Source organism: uncultured Brachyspira sp. (assembly GCF_910588665.1).
GTDB lineage: Bacteria > Spirochaetota > Brachyspiria > Brachyspirales > Brachyspiraceae > Brachyspira.
In genome coordinates, this window is record NZ_CAJUPR010000014.1 from 13899 (window position 1) to 36191 (window position 22293).

The window sequence follows — 22293 nt, forward strand, 5'->3', positions numbered from 1 at the left end:
TTTTTATTATTTTTCAAGTCTAATTAATAATTTATTTTTGCTTGTTTCAGAAATATTTGAATGCTTTATATTATAAATAATTCTCTGTTTTATTTTATAAATAATACTTATTTCATTATTACAGTAAGATATAATATCTAAAATACTGCTGGTAATATCAATCAAATATTCGCTGGATTTTTTAGTGCATAATCTGCTGTAAACCTTAAGTACATATTCTCCGAAATATTTAATAAGCCTCACATTATTAGAAAGAATGGCGCTGTTAAAATGATAAAAATATATTTTAAGAGCCTCAACGCTGTTTTCTTTTACATATTTATCCAAAAACATAGAAAACATTTTTATATAATCTAAATTCTTATTTTTAAGACTATTGCATATCTCATCTTTATTTATTATATGAGTTGAATACTGCAAATTTAATATTATTATATTTTCTTTATCATAATCAAATGTAATATTATCTTTAGAACAATCTAATGGATTATCAAGCTTTAATCTTATATCCTCTATATACTTTAAATTCTTATTAACAGAACTTAATTTTTTCTTTTCCGTATCAATTACAAATAAATACTCTATATTTTTAGTTCTATTAACTATAGATCTTTTGGCTCCCCTATACTTAGTGTACTCAGAGCTTACAATACTTAAATGTCCCCTATTTTCTAATATAGATATTAAATCGTCATATTCTATTATACCGTCAGTAGAATAGCTCATAACCACATGCTTTGAATCTATATTGTCCAGCAGACTTATCAAAGTGTCTTTTGCTGTTTTTTTATAGCAATATAAAGATCTTGTCTTTATCCAATCTTTTCTAATACCGCCTTTATTTATTTTTTTACCGTTTAAATAAATATTTTTATTAATATCGGGTTTATCCCATAAAGCTATTGTATTTAACAGATGATAATTGCTTCCGTATTGATGCTGATTATAAGGAGGATCTAAATATACTAAATCAAAATGATTATTCTTATTTTTTACAACAAATTGATTAGCATCTTCCATACTTACATGGCAATTCCTGCCAGAATATAAAGGTATCTGCTTTAATGATATACGAGCCAATATTCTATGCAAAGCATCTTTATTTCTTCCTCCAAAACCTGCATGAAAAGCTTTGAATACTCCTGAAGTATTTGTATGAGTAGCGGCTTCATATATAAGAGAAGCTATTAAATAATAATATTCTTTTTTATCCAAAACATTATTTTTATAAAGTCTCTCTATATTATATCTTATAATATCAATTTTCTTGGCATTGTAATGAGTGTAAAATAATCTTTCATTTTCCAAATCAGGATTATTATCATCTAAAGGAGCATAATATTTGGATATATATCTCTCTTCATCGTCTATATGTTCAATATTATTAATCATATTTATGGTATTAATAAGCCCGCCTGTATGAACAAACATATTATCTAAATCTTCAATATTTATGGATAAATGAGCGTAGTTTAAAATATAAGAATAATATTCCCAATCATTAGAATAAACTTCCAAATTTAAAGTTTTTAAAAGTCTGGATACACTTCCGCTGCCTGCAAATAAATCCAATGCATTTTTTATTTTATTATTTTCTAATATTCTCAAAATTGTACTTTCTATAAATGGAAGAAGTCTTCTTTTATTGCCAATATATGCTATCAAATTTTCTTTTAAGTATTTATCTTTTATACTGTCTTTAGTATTAATTATCATAATCTTATTATCATAATATAGTTTACATAACTATATTAACATAATACAAATAAAATATCAATATAATAATAAATATTTATTTTATGTAAAGTATTTAATATTTTTGCATAATTAAATTATAATATTTAAGTTTTAATGAGAGAAATAAATTTAAATAGGTTATATTTATATTCAATGATAAAAATAATTAAAAAATAAGAATAGCTTAGTCCTTAAATTTTTACTGCTGTATATGGCGGTGTTATTCTTACTCATACTTAAATTTTAATTAACAATTAATAATAAAAAACATACAGATAATATTTCAGTATGTTTTTTATCTATTTTATTATTATACCTTTCATCGGTATATTTAAAACTTTTATTTCAGATTCTATTTTCTTTTTAGAAAAACTATTTTTCATAGCATAAGATACTTCTTTAATTATTTTTTCATCATTTCTGACTAAAGCAAGTATTGAAGAGCCAGCTCCACTTATAGTAACAGAATATGCGCCGCACTTTTTTGCCTTTTTAAATAATTCTTTTAATCCTGGTATAAACTTTGCTCTGTAATCTTGATGAAGTTTATCATCGGTTGCAACTTCAAGCAAATCAAATCTATTTGAATAAAATGCAGATGTGAGAAGAGCAGCTCTGGAAATATTAAACACTGCATCTTTAAAATCTATCTCTTTTGGCAATGCATCTCTTGCAGTTTCAGTGCTTAAATAAAAATCAGGAACGGCTACTACAGCTTTTAAGCTTTTAGGAGGATTTATTTTTACATATTTAAAATCTTCATTTTTACGGACAACTCCTGATATTATACCGCCCAATATTGCAGGAGACACATTATCCGAATGACCTTCTAATTGTACAGCCATATTTAATATATCATATTCAGCCGAAAGCTTATTTCCTAATATATAATTAGCGCTGAGAAGTCCGCCTATTATAGCCGCAGAACTGCTTCCAAGACCTCTTGAAAGCGGTATTCTGTTTATGCATTTTATGATATATCCTCTATTTGGTTTTTCCTTTAGTCTTTTATATACTAATTTCATAGCAGAAAGTATCATATTATCATCTTTAGATATTTCTTTTTCGCCCTCACCTATTATTTCAAATTCTATTTTTTTTGAATTTTCATTAGAGTAAATATGTATTTCATTATACAAATCCAAAGCAATCCCGATACTATCAAATCCGGAACCGATATTTGCAGATGTTGCTGGTATTTTAAAAGTTGCAAGTTTATTATTTTTTAATATTTTAGATTTGCTGTCCCAAAGTCTCTTCATTATTATATTCCTATAGCCTTTCTTATATCTTCCGCATTATTATCAACTTTTATAGGCTTTTCGGATATTTTTACCGCATTATCAGCATCCTTAAGTCCGTTCCCAGTCAGTACGGAAACTACTAAAGAGCCTTTTTTTATTTTTCCTGCTTTGCATGATTTTATAATACCTGCAATAGAAGCGGCAGATGCAGGTTCTGCAAATATTCCTTCTTCCGAAGCAAGCATTTTATAAGCTTCTAATATCTCATCATCAGTAACGGAATTTATAAAGCCTTTTGACTGCTTTGCTGCATTAACTGCAAGTTTCCAGCTTGCAGGATTTCCTATTTTTATAGCGGTGGCTAATGTTTGAGGATTCTCTATAACCTTATTCTGCACTATAGCAGCAGAGCCTTCAGCCTCAAAACCTATCATCTTTGGAAGATTGTATATTTTACCATTTTCCTTATACTCTTTAAATCCAAGCCAATAGGCGGATATATTTCCTGCATTTCCGACAGGTACGGATAAATAGTCAGGCGCCTTGCCCAATACATCGCAAATCTCAAATGAAGATGTTTTCTGTCCCTGAAGTCTGTAAGGATTTATAGAATTTACCAATGTTATAGGAGATTTATTTGTAATATCCACAGCCGCTTTCAAAGCATCGTCAAAGTTTCCTTTAATAGCTATAACCTTAGCTCCGTACATTAAAGCCTGAGCTAATTTTCCTAAAGCAATATTTCCGTCAGGTATGACTACCACACAGCTTATACCGCTTTTAGATGCATAAGCTGCGGCAGATGCAGAAGTATTTCCTGTAGAAGCACACATTATAACTTTAGAACCCTCTTCAATAGCCTTAGAAACGGCCATAACCATTCCTCTGTCTTTAAATGAACCTGTGGGATTAAGCCCGTCATATTTTAAATATAATTCCAAGCCTAAATCCCTGCCTATTCTTTCGGCTTTTATCAGCGGAGTATTTCCTTCATGCAAAGTTATTAATGGAGTTTTATTTGTAACAGGAAGATATTTTTTGTATTCTTTTAAAAGTCCTCTCCATGCTTTCATAATATTGTCCTTTCTTATTTGTTGATTATTTTATTATCATTAATAGTATAGAATATAATATAAATTATATTTTTTCAAGTTTTTAATTAAAGTCAAAATATAAAATATTATATAATCACTGATTAATATAGATTTATTATGCAGTATTAATCTTATATTATTTATTATTATCTGATATTATAAATAAAAATCGGGAGAATTAATTTTTAACTTTACCCCATTTTATAAGCATATATATCTTTATTCGTCTAAAGTTATTAAAACCTCTCTGGGTTTGCTTCCGTTTTCAGGTCCTACTATGCCCTGACGCTCCATTATCTCAACTATTCTTGCGGCTCTGTTATAACCTATTTTTAAACGGCGCTGTAAAAATGAAGCGCTTGCTTTTCCCGTCCTTGCAACGAGCTTCACAGCATCTTCCCAAAGCTCTTCGTCAAGTATATCTTCTTCGTCCGTATTTTTATCGTCTGCATCGCTTCCCTCTAAAGCTGCAATCAAACTCTCATCAAACATAGGAGACATTTGTCCTGATAAATAATCAACAACCTTCTTAACTTCATTATCGGATACAAAAGCCCCCTGAACTCTGTCAGGCATCTGACTTCCTGAAGAACAAAATAAAGCATCTCCTTTGCCTAATAATTGTTCGGCTCCAGACATATCAATTATAATTCTTGAATTGGTTTTATTAGGCACTTGGAATGCCACTCTTGTAGGCAAATTAGCTTTTATAACACCTGTAACTACATCTGCTGAAGGTCTTTGAGTAGCTATAATCAAATGTATTCCAACTGCCCTGCTCATCCCTGCCAAACGAGATATCAAATCCTCAACCTCTTTTGATGCAACAACCATTAAGTTATGAAGCTCATCTATAACAAGAACTATATACGGAAATAACTCTAAGGGCTCTCCGTTAAATTCTGTTTCTCCTTCTTTTAATAATTGCCTAACCTTCTCATTATATGTTTTTACATTTCTTACAAAAAATCTCTCCATTCTCTCATATCTTTTTTCCATTATATCCACAATATATCTTAATACTATAGTGGCTTTTTTCTCATCGGAAACAACAGGCGACATTAAATGAGGTATACCGTTATATATGGAAAGCTCTACTCTCTTTTTATCCACAAATATAAACTTTAATTCATCTGGTCTGAACTTATATAAAAGCGAAAGTATTATTGTAGATAAGCATACGCTTTTACCCGAACCCGTAGTGCCTGCAACAAGTAAATGCGGAGCTTCCGACATATCTGATACAACATTATTTCCGTATATTCCTTTTCCAAGCACAAAAGGTATATCCAATTTTGACTGTCTGAAATCGGTACTTTCCAGAACATCTCTCAAAAAAACTGCATTTCTGACTTTATTAGGTATCTCTATTCCTATAACAGAGCGTCCTGGTATAGGAGCTATTATTCTTACACTCTCAGAAGCTAATGCTAATGCTATATTATCCGTAAGGTTTGATATTTTTGAAACTCTTATTCCTGATGCGATTTCAAGTTCATATCTTGTGATAACAGGTCCTCTTGATACTCCAGTAACTTTTGCCTCTATATTAAAATCAAGCAATGTATGCTCCAGCTGCATTGCCGTTTGCTTAATTGACTCCATCATAGCGCCATCATTAACGGGTATGGATCTGTTCAGCAAATCAAAAGGCGGATATTTATAATGCTTATCAACATATTTTGTATCAAAATTTGATTGTATTCTATCCGAATCAAAATTATTCATTGATTTTGTACCTATAACAGATTTCATAGGTTTTAATGTATCAACCGTTTTCTGAGATTCTATATTTATAAACCCTGCTTCTTTTTGAGGGTTATCTTTTATATATTCTTCTATATTTTTATTTTCTTCATATTCTTCATCTGCTGTATTATACGAAGCAGTATTTTCAGATGATTTATTATAATCTGTTAAATCATTATCAGACTCCAGAAATTGCCCATCGGTATTTACTTTGCTGCTATAATTATCTGCTGTTTTTAATCTGTTATCCTCCATACTGCCTGCATTATAAAGCTCTTTTTCATCTAAATCAAATTTATCTATTTTACTATCTGCAATATTATTATAATTAGGTATATGATTATATCTGTTATACTCTCTTTTTGCTCCGTAGCCCATAGCAAATTCAAAAGCTTTTCTTTTGCCGTTATCTGATGCTGCTGAATTATTATAAGGTGAAACATATTCAATATTTTTATCTGTACTATGCTCATTATTTAATTTAATTAGTATCTCAGCTTCTTCTTCACTTTTTTTATTTTCTTTACTGTCCGTATTTTCTTCAGTTAGTGCTTGAAGTTCATTAAAACCATATTCTTTATCTGCTGATATTTTTTCTATATAATTATAATCATATAGAAAATCATCTGTATTATTTGCTTTTATATATTGCTCTTCAACATTATACTTTGCATAATTATTAACAGAATCATTATAAGCCGCTCTTTTAAACTCGGACTTTTTTAAATAATTAATATTATAATCAAGATTCTCGAATTTATTTAAATCATCTTCAAATTCCTTACTTTTTTTTTTATCTGTAAAATCTATACAAAAATTATATTCCTTTTCAATACTATTTTTATAATAGGTATTATTTCCGCTGCCGAATACGGCTTCCGCCAAAGCTAATCCCAAATCTTCTTCTGTATTTTCCAATGTATTTACATTTATACCATTAAATTTAATATCTCTTAATTCATTTAAAATATTATCAGCTTCTTTATTATCTGAATTTGCATCATTAAAAAATGTACTGGTAAAATTATTTCTATTTAAAAGTTTTTCTCTGTATTTTTTTTCATCAAAATAATAATTTTTATTCTCTATTTTTTCTATAAAAGGCAGAATTTTAAAATCCAAATCTGAAACTTCTTTTGCATAAAATATAGGTATATAATCTTTAGTATAAACTTTTTCATTATTAGAACTATTTATATGAGATTCATTATTTTTTACAGACTTTATATCCAAATCTTTTATTCCGTTTACAACTTTTTCTTCTATATATCTAATTTTTTCAAAATCAACATTTTTTAAAATATCTCTAAAATAATGAACTAAATCCATTATGGAAACTTTGGCAAAAATTATAGCAGTTATTATAAGAGCTGATATTACTATCATAACAGCGCCTGTTTTTCCGAATATTAACACTAAAGAGCCCCCGATAAACTCTCCAAGCATACCGCCTTTATTATAAAAATCCAAACTTCCTAAAAATATATTTAATAATACGCTTAAAAGTATCATTAATACAGATGAAGATACGGAAGACATTAATATTTTATCAGTTGAATTTTTTAATATAATATTAACTCCAGCATATATAAAAAATGCAGGTATAACATAACAGGAAAATCCGAATGCTAAAAATGAATAGCTTGATATATAAGCCCCAAATATACCAAGCAAATTTCTAATTTCATTATTAGAATTCAAATCCTCCATATTCATACTGAAATATGAAAGCAGCAATATTCCCGCAGACAAAAAACATAAAAATCCCGCTATATCAAAAAAAGGATTTCTATTTTCATATTCTTCATAAAAATTATTATTATAATTTTCATCTTCTATATTTTTTTCAAATTTCTTATGCTCTGCTCTCTTTTGTATTGTTAATTTCTTTTTAAATAATCCTAACATAATAAAACTCCAATACCTAAAAAATCATACTTTCATGAAATAAAAGAAAACAGCCATTCCAGCTATAATACAATAAAAACCGAAATAGAAAAGTTTTCCGTTTTTTAAAAATGACATCAAAAACTTTAAAGCAATAAATCCGAATATAAATGCAGTAATAAAACCTACAGCTGCATATTTAATATCAAAATATACAATATCTTTTAATGATAAAAGAAGCGCTCCGAATATTGCAGGCAAAGATATTAAAAATGAAAATCTTCCAGCCAAATCTCTATTAAGTCCTAAAAATAAAGCAATACTTATAGTCATTCCAGATCTTGATATTCCCGGAAATATAGCTGCAGACTGAGCAAGCCCTATAAAAAATGAATCTTTATATGTCATAGTAAATATATCTTTTAAATCATTGCCGTAAATATTTTTATCTAATCTTCTGGTAAGGAGAAGTATGGAGCCTGTTATAATAAGATTAATACCTATTCTGTCTAAATTTAAATTGCTTAAATACTTTTCTAAAAAAAGACCTGTTACGGCAATAGGTATGGAAGCTATTATTACCATAACAGACATTCTGAACCCTTCATTATTAACGCTTGAATTACGGAAATCTTTAAGTCCTAAAAAAAATCCGCTTACAGCTTTTATTATATCTTTATTAAATATAATGCAGGTTGCTAAAAATGTTCCGAAATGAAGAGCAATCTCAAATGATAATATATTTTCCGAATAAAAATTCAGAAAATACTCAGCTATTCTCAAATGCCCCGAACTTGATACAGGTAAAAACTCCGTTACCGCTTGTATAAAACCTAATATTACAACTTTATTCATTAAACTACCCCGACGTTTACATAATATCACTATAATTTTCGGATTGTTTAAAAAAAACAATAGAAAAAAATTATGTAAACTCAATTAATAAAAATAAACTGAAAATAAAAAAATATTTTGCAATTTTTATCTACTCTAGTATAATTTAACGATACAAAATTATGAGTATTTTTTATGAAAGATATATTAAAATATATAAAATACAGAATTGACCGAATGCTTAATAGAGGCTTATTATACCAGTTAATACTATTAATATTTGCAATAATAATTCTTCTTTTAATAGTTTCAGTATTTATAATAATATTTTTTAAATATCCTGCAAAAGATGCATTTTGGGATAGTTTAATGCAGTTTATTGATACCGGCAATATATCATCTGTGGAGGGAAATAAAGGAATATTAATAACTTTTTTAATTGTTACTTTTATAGGAGTATGCGGATGGGGTTCTCTTATAGCTATGATAAATAAAGCGCTTCAGGACAGAATTAATAATCTAAGCAAAGGAAATGCTTTTATTATGGAAAAGAATCATTCTATTATTTTAGGATACGGAGAGGAAGCCCTAACTATAATAGAAAACTTTATAAAAACCAAAGCAAAAACTATTGTAATACTTTCTGAACATAATATTGATATAATAAGAAAAAGAATATCTTTTATAAAAGGATATAAAAAAACTAATATAATAATAAGAGAAGGAGCTCTGGGCAGAATTGAAAATATTAAATTACTTAATATAGCAAAATCATCAAGCGTATCAATAATAAATAATGATGATACAGAATCACTTAATATACTTTTGGCTTTAAAAAAAATTGTAGAAGAAGAAAAAATTGACAGCAGAATAAATATATGCATGCTTGTGCATGAAGAAGATACAATTGAAATTATAAAATCTATTGAAGATAAATATTTTGTCATACATATAATTTATAAGTATGAAATATTATACAAGCTTATAGCTCAAAGCATAATTTATACGGGGCTAAGCAATGTTTATGAGGAATTATTTTCCAATGATGGAAATGTGTTTTATATAGAAAAAGATCATAATTTTAACGGCTCTAAATTTGAAGAAGCCGCTTTAAAATATCTTGACAGAGGAATGATATTATTGGGCATAACCAAAGAAGACAGAAGTCAATTATTAATACCAAACTATGAGCATTTATTAAAAAAAGAAAACAGACTTGTACTGCTTTCAAAAAACAATAATGATGATTATTCAAAAGAATATGATAATATAAAGCCGAATATTATAAAATATAAAAATAATATATTACTGATATGCGAGGAAAAAAGATATGATGAAATAATAAAAGAAATTTCTGAATATATGGAAAATCATAATATAAGCATACTCAGCTATAATTTAATAAAATCTCAAAAAAATAAATATAAGTTCATAAGGCAGAAATTAAAAGATGAAGCTATAACAAAAATAGTATTAATATCCGAAGACAATATTACTGATGTTAAAAGCATCAATATACTTCTGATTATAAGACAGGTTATAAGAAAAGAAAATTTAAATATAGCCATATTATCTTTATTGAACTCCATACAAAAAAGAAATTTAATATACTCCGATGATGTGAGAGATTTTATAGTAAGCGGTAAATTAATAGGAATGCTTATGGCTCAGGCATCATTAAGTTCAAATATATTATATATTTTCTACGGACTTTTAAGCAAAAACGGAAAGGATATAATAATATCGCCTTATTCAGATTACTTTGACGAATCTAAAATTTTTAAAGAAGCATATTTATATTTGCTTAGAAAAAAAATTATAATAATTGGAATAAAAAGATATAATGATATTGTTTTAAATCCTAATAATAGCTGCATGCTAAACAGAAAAGATGAAATTATAATAATAACAAATTATATTTTATAATAAATGAAGCTATTCAAGCAGTTTTATTATATCTGTATAATTTTTTTGCTTAGCGTAAAACAAAGCATTATTTCCGTATTTATTTGCTATTAACTTATCGGCATTAGCTTTTATAAGCAATTCAACCGATTTTATATGTCCACCCATACTTGCTAGTATAAGAGCTGTATTTCCTACATCATCTTGTATATTAATATTGATATTTTTATCAATAATTTTTTCTATAATATCCTCATCGCCGAAAACTGCAGCATCTAAGAAAGCTTCCTCATCTTGACTTAAAGCGTATATATTACTAAAAGGGATTAATATAATGGACAGCATCATAGTTATGGATAATAACATCTTCATAATTCTGATAAGTTCTTAAAATCATAAAATTATATTGTATTTAAAAATTACTTTTTAATAAAAATATGGAGGTTATGGGGATCGAACCCACGACCTACTGCTTGCAAGGCAGTTGCTCTCCCAAACTGAGCTAAACCCCCGTTATATGCAATAAAAAAGGAACCTGAGCGTGTGGGCCTGGGAGGAATTGAACCACCGACCTTTCGATTATCAGTCGAACGCTCTAGCCATCTGAGCTACAGGCCCTTAGAATCATTTATTAATAATATGGGCTGAATTATACCACAAATAAAAAAAATAGCAATACCATTTATTAAAAAATACAATATTTTTCAATAAAGTTTATAAATATCATTGTAAAAAAAATATTTATATTATATTATTAACATAACTAATTTAAATAAAAAATATATTATATGATTAACAAAAACGGTTATACTTCCAAAGACAATAATAATTCTCTGACACATAACAGAGTTTTAATTATAGGAGGAGATATATTATTAATAGCAATAATAACCAGTGCTTTTTTTTATTTTTGCTATTTAATAAAAAATATAATAAATCCTATTATCTTATTTATTATTATTATAGCAGCATTAATACCTTTTTGGAAATATATATGGGCAAAAATTTCATTAGTATTAATATTAGCGCTGTTCTCTTTATGGATTATAAAAGAAGCAGGATATTTAGTTGCACCTTTTATATGGGGTATATTTACTGCATATTTATTTAATCCTCTGATAAGTAAAATACAATATAAAATGCCTAGAATATTAGCGGTGCTAATGATATTCATACCGCTTTTAATAATAGCTATAATATTCGTTGTATTTATAATACCAAGAATCATAGAAGAGATTGGAATAATATTAAAAAGCCTGCCTCAATATGTGGATAAAACATATAACTTAATTTCATCAGTTTTAATTTCAATATCAGATAAATTAAACAGAACCATAGGAAAAAGTTTTGATATAAACTTAGAAATAGATTCTAATGCAATAAAAGATTTTCTATTTGGAAATAACGGAATTATGACTTTATTTTACAAAAAAGCAATGGATTTAAGATTTCAAAATATAAACAGCGTTATTTCCATATTCAGCATTATATTTTCATATTTTGTAATACTGCCTTTTGTTACTTTTTATTTAATGCTGGATTTTAAAAATATACAGGTAAATATAATAAAATTAATACCTATAAGATGGCAGAAATATGTAAGTAATATAATAAGAAGATCAAATTATATTATAAACAGCTATATAAGAGGAATGACAGTACTTGCTGTATCATTCTTTATAATAACTTATATGCTGCTTTCTATAGCAAATATGAAATACGCACTTGTACTAGCTTTACTTAGAGGATTATTAAATTATATACCGTTTATAGGACCTTTCATCGCTTTTGCAAGCGCATTATTTACAGGAATTATAACCGATATTGTATGGTGGCATGGAGCTTTAAAAATATGCGCTATATACGGATTTATACAGATACTTGATTCAGGACTTATTGCGCCTAAAATACTTGGAGATTCCGTTCAAATTCACCCTATTGCCGTAATGTTCAGCACAATTATAGGAGGCGTATTATTCGGATTTTTAGGAGTTTTATTTGCAGTGCCTTTCTGCAGTATAATACTGTTAATACTAAAAAATTTCTTTGATAAATATTACAATTCAAAATTTTATACTTTAAATAGAAGGGAAAATAAATGATTATTTATGTAATACCTATATTCATAATACTGCCTCTGATACTTATGGCTGTTATGATATTTCTTCCGACTTTTATAGGAAAAAGAATCCCTCCTTCTTTTTCAAAAGAAAAAACTCAAATACTTAATATGCAAAGAAATGAACTATATAATCTTATCATAAATTATGAAAATTATCCCGCTTGGTTAAAATATATTTCCACAGTTCATACCGAAAAAATATCTGGAAACAAATTAAAAATTATGCAGACTTATTCAAACAGAAGAACTTATCAGGAATTAATAGAGGTAAGAAGAATAGAAAACAGCGAAATATCTATAGTAAAAACAGAAAATGAATTTACGGCTTTATGGACTTATATATTTGAAGATGCAGAAAACGGCAAAACCAAAATGACTATAAAAGAAACTATGTATGTATATCATCCATATTTGAGATTTATGCTTAAATATATACTTACAGATGAAAACTGCAAAAGCGATTTTTTTAGAAGAGTAAAAATCTTTATTAATAAAAACAGCCAATAGTATATATGCATCATTTACATTAATTAATTTTGATATATAATATGCAGTCAATAAAATAAAAAGGATAAAATATATGCTTGATTTTGAGCCTATCACTTTAGAAAAACAAGAACTTTATAATAAATATTTTTCCATAACTCCTCAGCAATCGGCAGATTATACATTTATGAATATGCTTGGACTGAAAGATATATATATGATTGAATGGGCATTTACTGAAAAATTAGTTTGGATAAGACAGAAGTCTCCGTATACTATATATTGGGCACCTGTCGGAGATTGGTTTAATTCCGATTTCTGCAATGGTATCAGTCCTTGCGAAATATCAGGAGAGGCTATTATAAGAATACCGAAAGAACTTGCCTTATTTTGGGAAAAAACTACAAAAATAAAAATGAAAGATTCCAGAGACGAATGGGAATATATATACGATTTTAATGAGCTTGCATCCCTCCCTGGCAAAAAATTTCATAACAAAAAAAATCTGTATAATCAATTTATAAAAAATGAATTTGAATACAAACCTATAGATAAAACCATTATACAAGATATACTTGATTTTGAATCCGAATGGGAGGAATATGAAAAAAATAATCAAAATTATATGGAAGAATGCGAAACTTTCAAAAGCGGAAAATTATTATCGCATGAAGTAAGAGCTGAGGCTGATACTATAATGATAAAAACATTGCTTGCTAATTGGGATATTATAAAAAATATAATAGGAGGTGCTATTTATATTGATAAAAAAGTTGCGGCATATACGATAGCTGATTTGAGTATGAGAGATACTATAGTAGTTCATTCTGAGAGAGGAGATAGAAACTATAAAGGAACTTATCAGGCAATAAACAGAATGTTTTTAGAAAATTTAAAAAATTATATAAGCGATTATGAAAGATTTAAATTTGTAAACAGAGAGCAGGATGTTGGGGATTTGGGACTTAGAAAGGCAAAACTGTCCTATAATCCGATTAGCTATATAGAAAAATATAAAGGTTTTTGCACAGACTTTTAAATAAAAAAAATATATATATATGCATTTTATTTTATACAGCTCTTAAATATAATAATAAATAATTATACTTGACAGATTTTTATTTAAATATATATTATTCAAAATAATTTAAAATAAGGAAAAACTATGCCTACTTATGAATATAAATGCGAAAATTGCGGAAATGAGTTTGAAGAGTTTCAGTCAATAACAGCCGAAGCTAAAGCGTACTGTACTAAATGCGGAAGCGAAGCTAAAAGAATGATATCATTAAACAGCGGTATTATTTTTAAAGGCAAAGGATTCTATGTTAATGATTATAAGTCAAAAAATGATAATTCAAGTTCTGCCGGCAATAATGATAATACCCCACCTAAAATAAGCTGCTGAGTAATATAAGTTTATAGAAAAAATAAAATTATTAATAATAAAAATAATAAACTTTTAAGAATAATTATGGCTAAAAAGATATCTATAATGAATATATCGGAAAATGAATTATCAAGATTCTGTATAGAGAATAATTTTCCTAAATTTCATGCCTCGCAAATACTTAATTGGATATATAAAAAATATGCATTAAGTTTTGAGGAGATGAGCAATATACCTAAAAATTTAAGAAACTTATTAGATGAATACTATTTTATACATAATTCAAAAATAGAAAATATATCGGAAGATGAATACGGAACGCAGAAATTATTAATTTCATTATATGATAAGAAAAAAATAGAATCCGTTATACTGAATAAAAAAGACAGAGTAACTTTTTGTTTATCATCTCAGGTAGGATGCGGATACGGCTGTGCCTTCTGTGCAACGGGAAGTATGGGCTTATCTAGAAACTTAACAGCAGATGAAATACTTGCCGAGTTTATTTTAATGAGAGCTGTAACTAAAAAAGTTAATTCTATTGTTTTTATGGGTATGGGAGAGCCTTTAGCAAATACAAAAAACCTTTTCAAAGCAATAGAAACCATCAATTCTTTTAAAGGTTTTAATTTAGGTATAAGACATATAACAATATCAACTTCAGGAGAGGCTGCAGGAATAAAACAGCTTATAGAAAAAGATTTAGACTGCAGATTAGCTGTTTCATTACATTCTCTGAAAAATGAAATCAGAGATAAAATTATGCCTATAAATAAAAGATATCCGATAGAAAATCTTACAGCTGTTCTTAAAAGATACAGTAAAAACGGAAAAAGAATGATAACTTTTGAATGGGTTCTTATTAAAGATATAAATGATTCGGTTAATGATGCATACAGAATAGTTAACTTAAAAAAAGAATTTCCTTTCAAAGTTAATGTCATACCTATGAATCCTGTAGATCATGCGCCTCATTTACAGAGACCTAATAAAGATATTATATTAAGATTTAAATCCATACTTAAAGATAACGGAATTGAAGTAATTGAAAGATTTAAGCAAGGTCAGGAAATACTTGCAGCCTGCGGACAATTAGCTGTTAAAAATTTTTAAGTTAATATTATAGTATTTATTTTAATAATAGTATAATATTAAAAACAGATAATTTTTATAAATAAAGGGTAATTTATGGAGAAATTTAATAGTTCTTTATTCAGCAGAAGATACGATGGCTATAATTTAGAAAAAGAGATATGCATTATTAATAAAGGAATAATTGAAAATGATGTATATGCTTTAGACTTTTTAAGAGAAGCCAATTGTACTTATAATAGAGACAGAGAATATTTCTATTCATTATATAAAACCTTAGAAAACAGCAGCAATTGCGGAATGTATCTAATATTAACAGCCGTACTTTTAAAAAATGAAGATGAAAAAGCTAATTTGGAAATAGCCGATAAAAAAATAGATTTACTTATTCAAAAAATGTACAATTCATACTATGTAAAATATAATATTGCGGAACATATAGGAACTCCAAACAGTATAACTGTAATAAATAATGATATTATATATGAAGATGATAAAAGATATGAGTTAATAAAAAAATTTCATACAAAAAAATCGGCATTCGGATATTACAGTGCTTTAAGACCATATAGACCTTACAATATAAAAAAAACTCCAAGCGCAGATGATATAGAGTTTATAAAAAAATGTATATTAAACAATTACAGAATATATTATATTTTACTGCTTTCCGATTACTCTAAAAAATCCAAAAAACTTCTTAATATAATACTAAAAACCAATAATTATAAATGCTTAATATATTTAATTTTAATCAGAAAAGAAGGCTTCAATATAACATATCAGGAAAGTTTAGACTATCTTCTTAATCTTGATATGCCTTTATCAGATATTATTATTTCTTATATATTTTTCTATTCATATAATGATAGAATATCATATTACAATTCATTTGCAGTACAAATAAAGAATAATGATTTTAATAATTTCTTCTATTCTATTATAAAGAAAAACTCTGAATATTTTGAAAACTTATTCTCAAATAAAAATTTCATAAACAGAGTCACAAAAAACAGTAGAAACTTTATTCCGTTTTTAAATGAACTTTACAGCAAAGAAATAGATTTTAAATCAAGCAAGATATTATGTTCTCTTTTAGGAAGTAAATCGCCTAATATAAGAAAAGCATCTATAAAAATAATAAACCGTAAAAAAAATGAATCTTATAAATACCTAAAAACTTTAAATAGCAATTTAGCTAAAGATATATTAAAAAAATGGAAAAATAAAAAGATAATTAAATCGGGCTTCAAAGATATTAATAGCATAGTAGCTTTTGTTAATAAAAATTATAATAAAAAATATGAAAAAAATCTATTATGCTTAGACGAATCATTATTATACGGCGTTAAAATGAAAGATTCTAATGAAGTTATACCAATAATTATTATAAAATATATATATTTGGAATATTCAAAACTCAAACTGCCTACAAAGATAAAATATTTAGATAAAATTATTTCATATTTCAATTTTGATTCATTTATCAATGTAATAAAAAACATATATGACAGATGGATATTTGAAGGAGCTGATATAACTTATAAATATGTTATGATGCTGTATTTAGTATATGAATCGGAATATAAAATAGAAAAAGTAATTTATAATTTAAAAAATTGGTGCGAATCTGGAAGAATTTCGCTTGCAAATTATGCTATATCAGCATTAGCTTTCAATGGAAGTATTTACTCCCTCATTCTTATAGATTATATACAAACTAATTTTAAATACTATCAAATAAAAAATACTTCCAAATCGGCATTTAAATCCGCTGCAAAGAAACTTAATATTTCAGAAGATGGATTAGAAGATAAAATAATACCTAATTTTTCTATAAATAAATACGGTAAAAAAATATTAAAAGACGATTTTAATTCATTTACTTTAACTATAAATGAAAAATTATATATTGAAAAAATATACGATAATAAAAATAAAGAATATATATCAAAAATAGATAAATACTGCAATATAAGTGAAAAATTACTAGATGAATTTCATAGCTTAAAAAACAATATAAAGTCTATATATAGATTTCAATCTCTAAGACTGCATAAAGCATTGATGACTGGAAAAAAATGGCAGGCAAATAATTGGAAAAATATATTTATAGAAAATTATATTATGAGTCTGCTATCGGATATTTTTATATGGACTGTATATAGTAAAAATGATAAAATATTAAAACATGTCAGATATGATAAAAAATCAAATAAATTCTTTACATTAGATAACGAAGAATATAAAATAAACAGTCGTCATAAATTATCATTAGCAAGCTCTATAGAAATGACAGATGAAGAAATTAAAAAGGCTAAAAAACTATTGGCTAATTTAAATATAAAACAGCCTTTTAATCAAATGCAGAAAATTAATTTTAATTTTAAAGAGGGAGATATAAAAGAAAATATTATTATAAAATACAGAAATAAAGAAGCAAAAATAAAAGTATTCAAAAAATTAGCAGATTCTATAAATATGGAATTAGACTATGAAAACTCATATATAGTGGGATATAAGATTATAGAAACATCAATATCTGTTGGTATAAAAATTAATTTAATAGGTATAGATAATGCTATAGATGATAATGATATAATTATGTTCGGAGATATCGTATTTTATAATATAGATAATAATGAAGTATTTTCATATAAAAATATAATGGATCCTAGAACATCTCATGAAAGATATGTAAAATACATAATGTTTAATATAGATAATCATATAAGAAAAAATAAAATCAATAAATTTTAAGGAAAAAAATGAAAGCCGTTATAGTACTTCCAACATATAATGAAAAAGATAATATAGAAAAAATGTTAAACACCGTGTTAGAACTGCCAAAATATATAGAGATATTAGTTGCAGATGATAATAGTCCTGACGGTACCGCAAGTATAGTTGAAAAATATCTTAATAATAACAGAGTACATCTTTTAAAAAGAGAAAAAAAGGAAGGACTTGGACCTGCATATATTGCGGGGTTTCAGCATTCATTTAAATACAATCCTGATTATATAATAGAAATGGACGCAGATTTTTCTCATGATCCTAATTTTGTAATAAAGTTTATAAATAGAATGGAAGAAGAAAAACTTGATTTGGTTATAGGCTCAAGATACTGTAATGGAATAAGTGTTGTAAACTGGCCTCTAAGAAGACTTTTTTTATCATACTATGGAAACAGATATGCCTCATTTATATTAGGATCTAAAATTATGGATATTACAGGCGGATTTAAATGCTTTAGAGCATCCGTATTGAAAAATATGAATTTCAAAAATATACTTTCTGCAGGGTATTCCTTTCAAATAGAGATGAATTACTCTTTTGAAAGCAACGGATATAAGGTGAAAGAAGAACCTATAATATTTTATGAAAGAAGAAACGGGCAATCAAAAATGTCTAAAAACATAATAGCAGAGGCTTTATTCAGGGTAATAAGGTTAAGATTTAGAAATAAGAAAAAATATTTTAATAGTTAGATAATTACAGCGCCTATACTTCTGAACTGATCTATAAAATTAAAAGAAGATTTATTAATAGACATAGCATCATCTATTACAATATCACTCTCAGAAACAATTGAAGCTACTGCAAGAGACATAGCTATTCTATGATCATTATGAGAAGTTGTATTTCCTCCTTCCAGCTTCTCAACGCCTTCTATATATATTTCATTTTCAGTAACTTTTATCTTAGCGCCTATTTTGTTAAAACTATCTTTAAGATCATCTATTCTATCGCTTTCTTTATATTTCAATCTGGAAGCATTATATAATTTAGTAACGCCCTTAGCTGTGGACGCCAATGCAGTAATAATAGGAGCCAAATCTGGTATATTGGAAACGTCTATATCCATAGCATTAAGTCTCCCAGTTTTTTTTACTGTTATGGAATTATCGCTATTATAAATTATAGAAGCCCCCATAAATTTAAGTATATTAATAATTTCCTTATCGCCCTGTATTGAATATTTATTAAGACCGTATAAGGCAACTTCTCCTCCCAAAGCACCCGCAGCAGCAAAAAATGCGGCATGAGACCAATCAGATTCTATTTCATAATCAATTGAACAATATTTCTGATTACCGTATACTTCTATTATATTATTTCCTTGTCTGCAAACTTCTATGCATGCGGATTTAATAATTTTTAAAGTCATCATAACATAAGGAGCGGATTGAAGCTCGCCTTCTATAATAATTTTAGAATCTCCGTCTAATAAAGGCAATGCAAATAAAAGTCCGCTTACAAACTGGCTGCTTACATTTCCAGCAACTTTAAAATCTCCGCTTTTTAATTTTCCTGAAACATTAAGAAAATCTTCACCTAATTCAAATTCCAATCCCTGCTCTTTCCATATATTTTTATAAATATCTATAGGCCTTGAAAATAATTTTTTAGATCCTTCAAATTTACAATCAATACCCAATGCTGATATAATAGGAATTAAAAGTCTTAAACTAGTGCCTGATTCTTTTACATCTATATTAAGTTTATTTTTAATAATATCTTTAGGTATAACTTTAAGTCCGTCATCAATAATTTCTAAATCGGAAAAATTAGAGACAGCTTCTTTAGTAACTTCTATATCAGCACCTATATTCTTAATCCAAGGCTTTATTATGCTTGGCTTTTCAGATAAAGATGATGCTATTAAAACCCTATGCGCATCGCTTTTGCTCATTTGAATATAAATAGATCCGAATATCTCAGAAGGCTTAATAGTTAAAGACATAATACAACTCCAATATAAAGTTTAATTAAATTTCACTGCAGTACGGCATCAACAAAACTCTCAGCATTAAACTCTTTAAAATCATCAACTTTCTCTCCTAATCCTTCATAGTATATAGGAAGCGATAAATAATGCGCCACGCTTAGGGCAACACCTCCTTTAGCGGAACTGTCCAATTTTGAAACTATAGCTCCTTGTATATCCAAAGCATTAGTAAAAACTTTAGCCTGTTCTATGCCGTTATGCCCCACATTGGCGTCCAATACCAATACAGGAATAAAATTAAATTCGGAAAATCTTTCCTTAGCTATTTTTTTCATTTTTTCAAGCTGTCTTAGTAAATTTTCCTGATTATGAAATCTTCCTGCGGTATCTACTATTACTATATCCGCATTTGATGATTTAGCTTTATCCAATGCTGAAAATAATACGCTTGCAGGATCTCCCGCCTGCTGACCTTTAACTATTGCAACAGAAAGCCTATTAGCCCATTCTTCCAACTGCTCTATAGCCGCCGCTCTAAATGTATCAGCCGCCGCTATTATAATTTTATGTTCATCTTTAAGTATATTTGCCAGTTTTGCTATTGATGTTGTTTTACCTACCCCATTAACTCCTACTATAAATAATATGTTTTTATCTTTTAATTCTAATTTTTTTGATATGAATTTTGATACTAATATTTTTCTTAAATATTCTTTTGCATCGGAAGGCTCTTTAATATTGTCTTTTTCTATTGCTTCTCTTAATTTTGAAATAATATCTTTTGTAGTTTCGACACCTGCATCTGCGGTTATCAATTTATTTTCTAAACCTGCAAAAAACTCATCATTAATTGACGATGTATTAAAAATAGATGATAAAGAAAATTTATTTTTAGAACTTGTTAAAGATACTTTAGGCTTGCTTTTAGATTTTATTATTAATAATACTGAAAGAATAATTAAAATTATTATAAAAGTGCAGACTATAACATTCATATAAGGCATTTATTAACTTCTCCAATTAAAAATTATTTAAAATATAATATAAGCTATTAATAATTTGTCAAGTTATAATAAAATAAAAAGCATTGATAATAATTAAATTATCAATGCTTTAATTCTTAGCTATAAATATAATTAACTAAAAGCCTGAAAAGAACTAGCTGAGGCATTGCATAAAGGACATTTATCAGGAGCCGAACCTGCTTCAACATATCCGCAAACAGGGCATAAATAATAAACTGTAGGCAAAGTTTTATTAGCATTTAAATCCTGCATAGTTTTATTGTATAATGCAGCATGAGTTTTTTCAACGGAAGCTATTCTATTCATTAAATCGGAAACATTTTTATTATTTTCTGATAAGGCAACCTTGCTGAAAACTGGATACATTTTTGTATACTCATAAGTTTCGCCTGCTATACCGCTTTTTAAATTATCATTATCAGTACCTGATTTAACAGTATTAATTTTAGCCGTTAATGCCTTAGATGATATTTTTGAAGATACAGCCATATCGCTTAAAAGTTTGGCATGCAAAGCTTCCGCAGCAGAAGCGGCTTTAAACATTGCAGCAACACTTTTATTCTGAGTTCTTTTAGCAAACTCGGCATAGCTTGCAGATGCATTCATCTCGCCATTATATGATTGCTCAATAGCATCTAAAGTAGATTTAGCTGTTTGTCCGTATACAAAACTAGCAAAAATAAATAAAGACAGCATAAATAAAGTTAATTTCTTAATCATTTTTTTTCCTTTTGACTTAATTTTTATATGCGCATATATATAATATAGAACAATTAATTTAAATGAAAGTAAAACAAAAATAATTTATTATTATACTTGACAACTATGTACTCCTTAGGATCGCTTTTTTTATTATAGTTTTATATTTTATTATTTCTATTATTGTTTTTTTATTTTTTAATTTATTATTTAATATATTTATAATGTTATTTTTTGCGTCATCAAAAAAGAAGCTAAAGAACGAGTACAATAATATTTTAAATAAATAATAAAAAT

17 protein-coding genes and 2 tRNA genes are annotated in these 22293 nt (G+C 27.1%); 8 read left to right on the forward strand and 11 right to left on the reverse strand.

The genetic code is table 11. The annotated features are described in order from the left end of the window. Window positions 1-6: 6 nt before the first annotated feature. From QZ306_RS09370 to QZ306_RS09390, 5 genes are all read right to left on the reverse strand, one after another. Complete coding sequence (locus QZ306_RS09370; RefSeq protein WP_295163322.1) at window positions 7-1716, reverse strand: DNA adenine methylase; 1710 nt, start codon at window positions 1714-1716, stop codon at window positions 7-9. Between the two features lie 320 nt (window positions 1717-2036). After that, window positions 2037-2999 (reverse strand): homoserine kinase, encoded by a 963-nt coding sequence (gene thrB / locus QZ306_RS09375; protein WP_295163323.1) that lies wholly within the window; start codon window positions 2997-2999, stop codon window positions 2037-2039. A 2-nt stretch (window positions 3000-3001) separates the two neighbouring features. After that, window positions 3002-4054, reverse strand: a complete 1053-nt coding sequence (gene thrC, locus QZ306_RS09380) for a threonine synthase (protein WP_295163324.1) — start codon at window positions 4052-4054, stop codon at window positions 3002-3004. 240 nt (window positions 4055-4294) lie between these two features. Beyond that, window positions 4295-7732: a DNA translocase FtsK gene (locus QZ306_RS09385; protein ID WP_295163325.1), complete on the reverse strand. Its 3438-nt coding sequence runs from the start codon at window positions 7730-7732 to the stop codon at window positions 4295-4297. Between the two features lie 24 nt (window positions 7733-7756). Continuing rightward, window positions 7757-8566 (reverse strand): undecaprenyl-diphosphate phosphatase, encoded by an 810-nt coding sequence (locus tag QZ306_RS09390; RefSeq protein WP_295163327.1) that lies wholly within the window; start codon window positions 8564-8566, stop codon window positions 7757-7759. Window positions 8567-8740: 174 nt separating this feature from the next. Here QZ306_RS09390 and QZ306_RS09395 point away from each other — a divergent pair, with 174 nt between their 5' ends. Continuing rightward, window positions 8741-10471 (forward strand): hypothetical protein, encoded by a 1731-nt coding sequence (locus tag QZ306_RS09395; RefSeq protein ID WP_295163329.1) that lies wholly within the window; start codon window positions 8741-8743, stop codon window positions 10469-10471. Window positions 10472-10480: 9 nt separating this feature from the next. On the opposite strand, the gene QZ306_RS09400 is transcribed toward QZ306_RS09395, so the two are convergent. The 3 genes from QZ306_RS09400 to QZ306_RS09410 form a co-directional block, all read right to left on the reverse strand. Continuing rightward, window positions 10481-10822: an ankyrin repeat domain-containing protein gene (locus QZ306_RS09400; RefSeq protein WP_295163331.1), complete on the reverse strand. Its 342-nt coding sequence runs from the start codon at window positions 10820-10822 to the stop codon at window positions 10481-10483. A gap of 66 nt (window positions 10823-10888) precedes the next feature. Then, window positions 10889-10962, reverse strand: a tRNA-Ala gene (locus tag QZ306_RS09405). A 32-nt stretch (window positions 10963-10994) separates the two neighbouring features. Then, window positions 10995-11068: transfer RNA gene (locus QZ306_RS09410), tRNA-Ile, on the reverse strand. Window positions 11069-11238: 170 nt separating this feature from the next. Here QZ306_RS09410 and QZ306_RS09415 point away from each other — a divergent pair. From QZ306_RS09415 to QZ306_RS09445, 7 genes are all read left to right on the forward strand, one after another. After that, the gene (locus QZ306_RS09415; RefSeq protein WP_295163333.1) at window positions 11239-12552 is read left to right on the forward strand and encodes an AI-2E family transporter; all 1314 of its coding nucleotides are present in this window, start codon (window positions 11239-11241) and stop codon (window positions 12550-12552) included. Then, a complete protein-coding gene (locus QZ306_RS09420; RefSeq protein ID WP_295163335.1) occupies window positions 12549-13079 on the forward strand; it encodes an SRPBCC family protein in 531 nt (176 codons plus the stop codon). The genes QZ306_RS09415 and QZ306_RS09420 overlap by 4 nt, the downstream gene beginning before the upstream one ends. A gap of 73 nt (window positions 13080-13152) precedes the next feature. Then, window positions 13153-14097, forward strand: a complete 945-nt coding sequence (locus QZ306_RS09425; protein WP_295163337.1) for a phosphatidylglycerol lysyltransferase domain-containing protein — start codon at window positions 13153-13155, stop codon at window positions 14095-14097. 126 nt (window positions 14098-14223) lie between these two features. Further along, a complete protein-coding gene (locus QZ306_RS09430) occupies window positions 14224-14466 on the forward strand; it encodes an FmdB family zinc ribbon protein (protein WP_295163339.1) in 243 nt (80 codons plus the stop codon). A gap of 66 nt (window positions 14467-14532) precedes the next feature. Then, the gene (rlmN, locus tag QZ306_RS09435; protein ID WP_295163340.1) at window positions 14533-15561 is read left to right on the forward strand and encodes a 23S rRNA (adenine(2503)-C(2))-methyltransferase RlmN; all 1029 of its coding nucleotides are present in this window, start codon (window positions 14533-14535) and stop codon (window positions 15559-15561) included. A 75-nt stretch (window positions 15562-15636) separates the two neighbouring features. Further along, the gene (locus tag QZ306_RS09440; protein ID WP_295163342.1) at window positions 15637-18300 is read left to right on the forward strand and encodes a DUF4132 domain-containing protein; all 2664 of its coding nucleotides are present in this window, start codon (window positions 15637-15639) and stop codon (window positions 18298-18300) included. A gap of 8 nt (window positions 18301-18308) precedes the next feature. Beyond that, complete coding sequence (locus tag QZ306_RS09445) at window positions 18309-19031, forward strand: polyprenol monophosphomannose synthase (protein WP_295163344.1); 723 nt, start codon at window positions 18309-18311, stop codon at window positions 19029-19031. Here the strand turns inward: QZ306_RS09445 and aroA are convergent. From aroA to QZ306_RS09460, 3 genes are all read right to left on the reverse strand, one after another. Next, window positions 19028-20287, reverse strand: coding sequence for a 3-phosphoshikimate 1-carboxyvinyltransferase (gene aroA, locus QZ306_RS09450; protein WP_295163346.1), 1260 nt, complete (start codon window positions 20285-20287; stop codon window positions 19028-19030). The two genes, QZ306_RS09445 and aroA, sit on opposite strands and share 4 nt — an antisense overlap. Before the next feature lie 32 nt (window positions 20288-20319). Continuing rightward, window positions 20320-21276 carry a signal recognition particle-docking protein FtsY gene (ftsY, locus tag QZ306_RS09455; RefSeq protein ID WP_295163348.1) on the reverse strand — a complete coding sequence of 319 codons (957 nt, stop codon included), beginning with the start codon at window positions 21274-21276 and terminating at the stop codon, window positions 20320-20322. A 132-nt stretch (window positions 21277-21408) separates the two neighbouring features. Then, complete coding sequence (locus QZ306_RS09460) at window positions 21409-22017, reverse strand: rubrerythrin family protein (protein ID WP_295163350.1); 609 nt, start codon at window positions 22015-22017, stop codon at window positions 21409-21411. Between the last annotated feature and the right edge of the window lie 276 nt (window positions 22018-22293).

Bases quoted from the DNA above. Each gene is read 5' to 3' on its own strand.
- QZ306_RS09385 (WP_295163325.1), bottom strand. From the start codon at position 7,732: ATGTTAGGATTATTTAAAAAGAAATTAACAATACAAAAGAGAGCAGAG.
- QZ306_RS09415 (WP_295163333.1), top strand. From the start codon at position 11,239: ATGATTAACAAAAACGGTTATACTTCCAAAGACAATAATAATTCTCTG.
- thrB (WP_295163323.1), bottom strand. From the start codon at position 2,999: ATGAAGAGACTTTGGGACAGCAAATCTAAAATATTAAAAAATAATAAA.
- thrC (WP_295163324.1), bottom strand. From the start codon at position 4,054: ATGAAAGCATGGAGAGGACTTTTAAAAGAATACAAAAAATATCTTCCT.
- QZ306_RS09445 (WP_295163344.1), top strand. From the start codon at position 18,309: ATGAAAGCCGTTATAGTACTTCCAACATATAATGAAAAAGATAATATA.
- QZ306_RS09400 (WP_295163331.1), bottom strand. From the start codon at position 10,822: ATGAAGATGTTATTATCCATAACTATGATGCTGTCCATTATATTAATC.
- rlmN (WP_295163340.1), top strand. From the start codon at position 14,533: ATGGCTAAAAAGATATCTATAATGAATATATCGGAAAATGAATTATCA.
- QZ306_RS09390 (WP_295163327.1), bottom strand. From the start codon at position 8,566: ATGAATAAAGTTGTAATATTAGGTTTTATACAAGCGGTAACGGAGTTT.
- QZ306_RS09440 (WP_295163342.1), top strand. From the start codon at position 15,637: ATGGAGAAATTTAATAGTTCTTTATTCAGCAGAAGATACGATGGCTAT.
- QZ306_RS09425 (WP_295163337.1), top strand. From the start codon at position 13,153: ATGCTTGATTTTGAGCCTATCACTTTAGAAAAACAAGAACTTTATAAT.
- QZ306_RS09370 (WP_295163322.1), bottom strand. From the start codon at position 1,716: ATGATAATTAATACTAAAGACAGTATAAAAGATAAATACTTAAAAGAA.
- QZ306_RS09420 (WP_295163335.1), top strand. From the start codon at position 12,549: ATGATTATTTATGTAATACCTATATTCATAATACTGCCTCTGATACTT.
- aroA (WP_295163346.1), bottom strand. From the start codon at position 20,287: ATGTCTTTAACTATTAAGCCTTCTGAGATATTCGGATCTATTTATATT.
- QZ306_RS09460 (WP_295163350.1), bottom strand. From the start codon at position 22,017: ATGATTAAGAAATTAACTTTATTTATGCTGTCTTTATTTATTTTTGCT.
- QZ306_RS09430 (WP_295163339.1), top strand. From the start codon at position 14,224: ATGCCTACTTATGAATATAAATGCGAAAATTGCGGAAATGAGTTTGAA.
- ftsY (WP_295163348.1), bottom strand. From the start codon at position 21,276: ATGCCTTATATGAATGTTATAGTCTGCACTTTTATAATAATTTTAATT.
- QZ306_RS09395 (WP_295163329.1), top strand. From the start codon at position 8,741: ATGAAAGATATATTAAAATATATAAAATACAGAATTGACCGAATGCTT.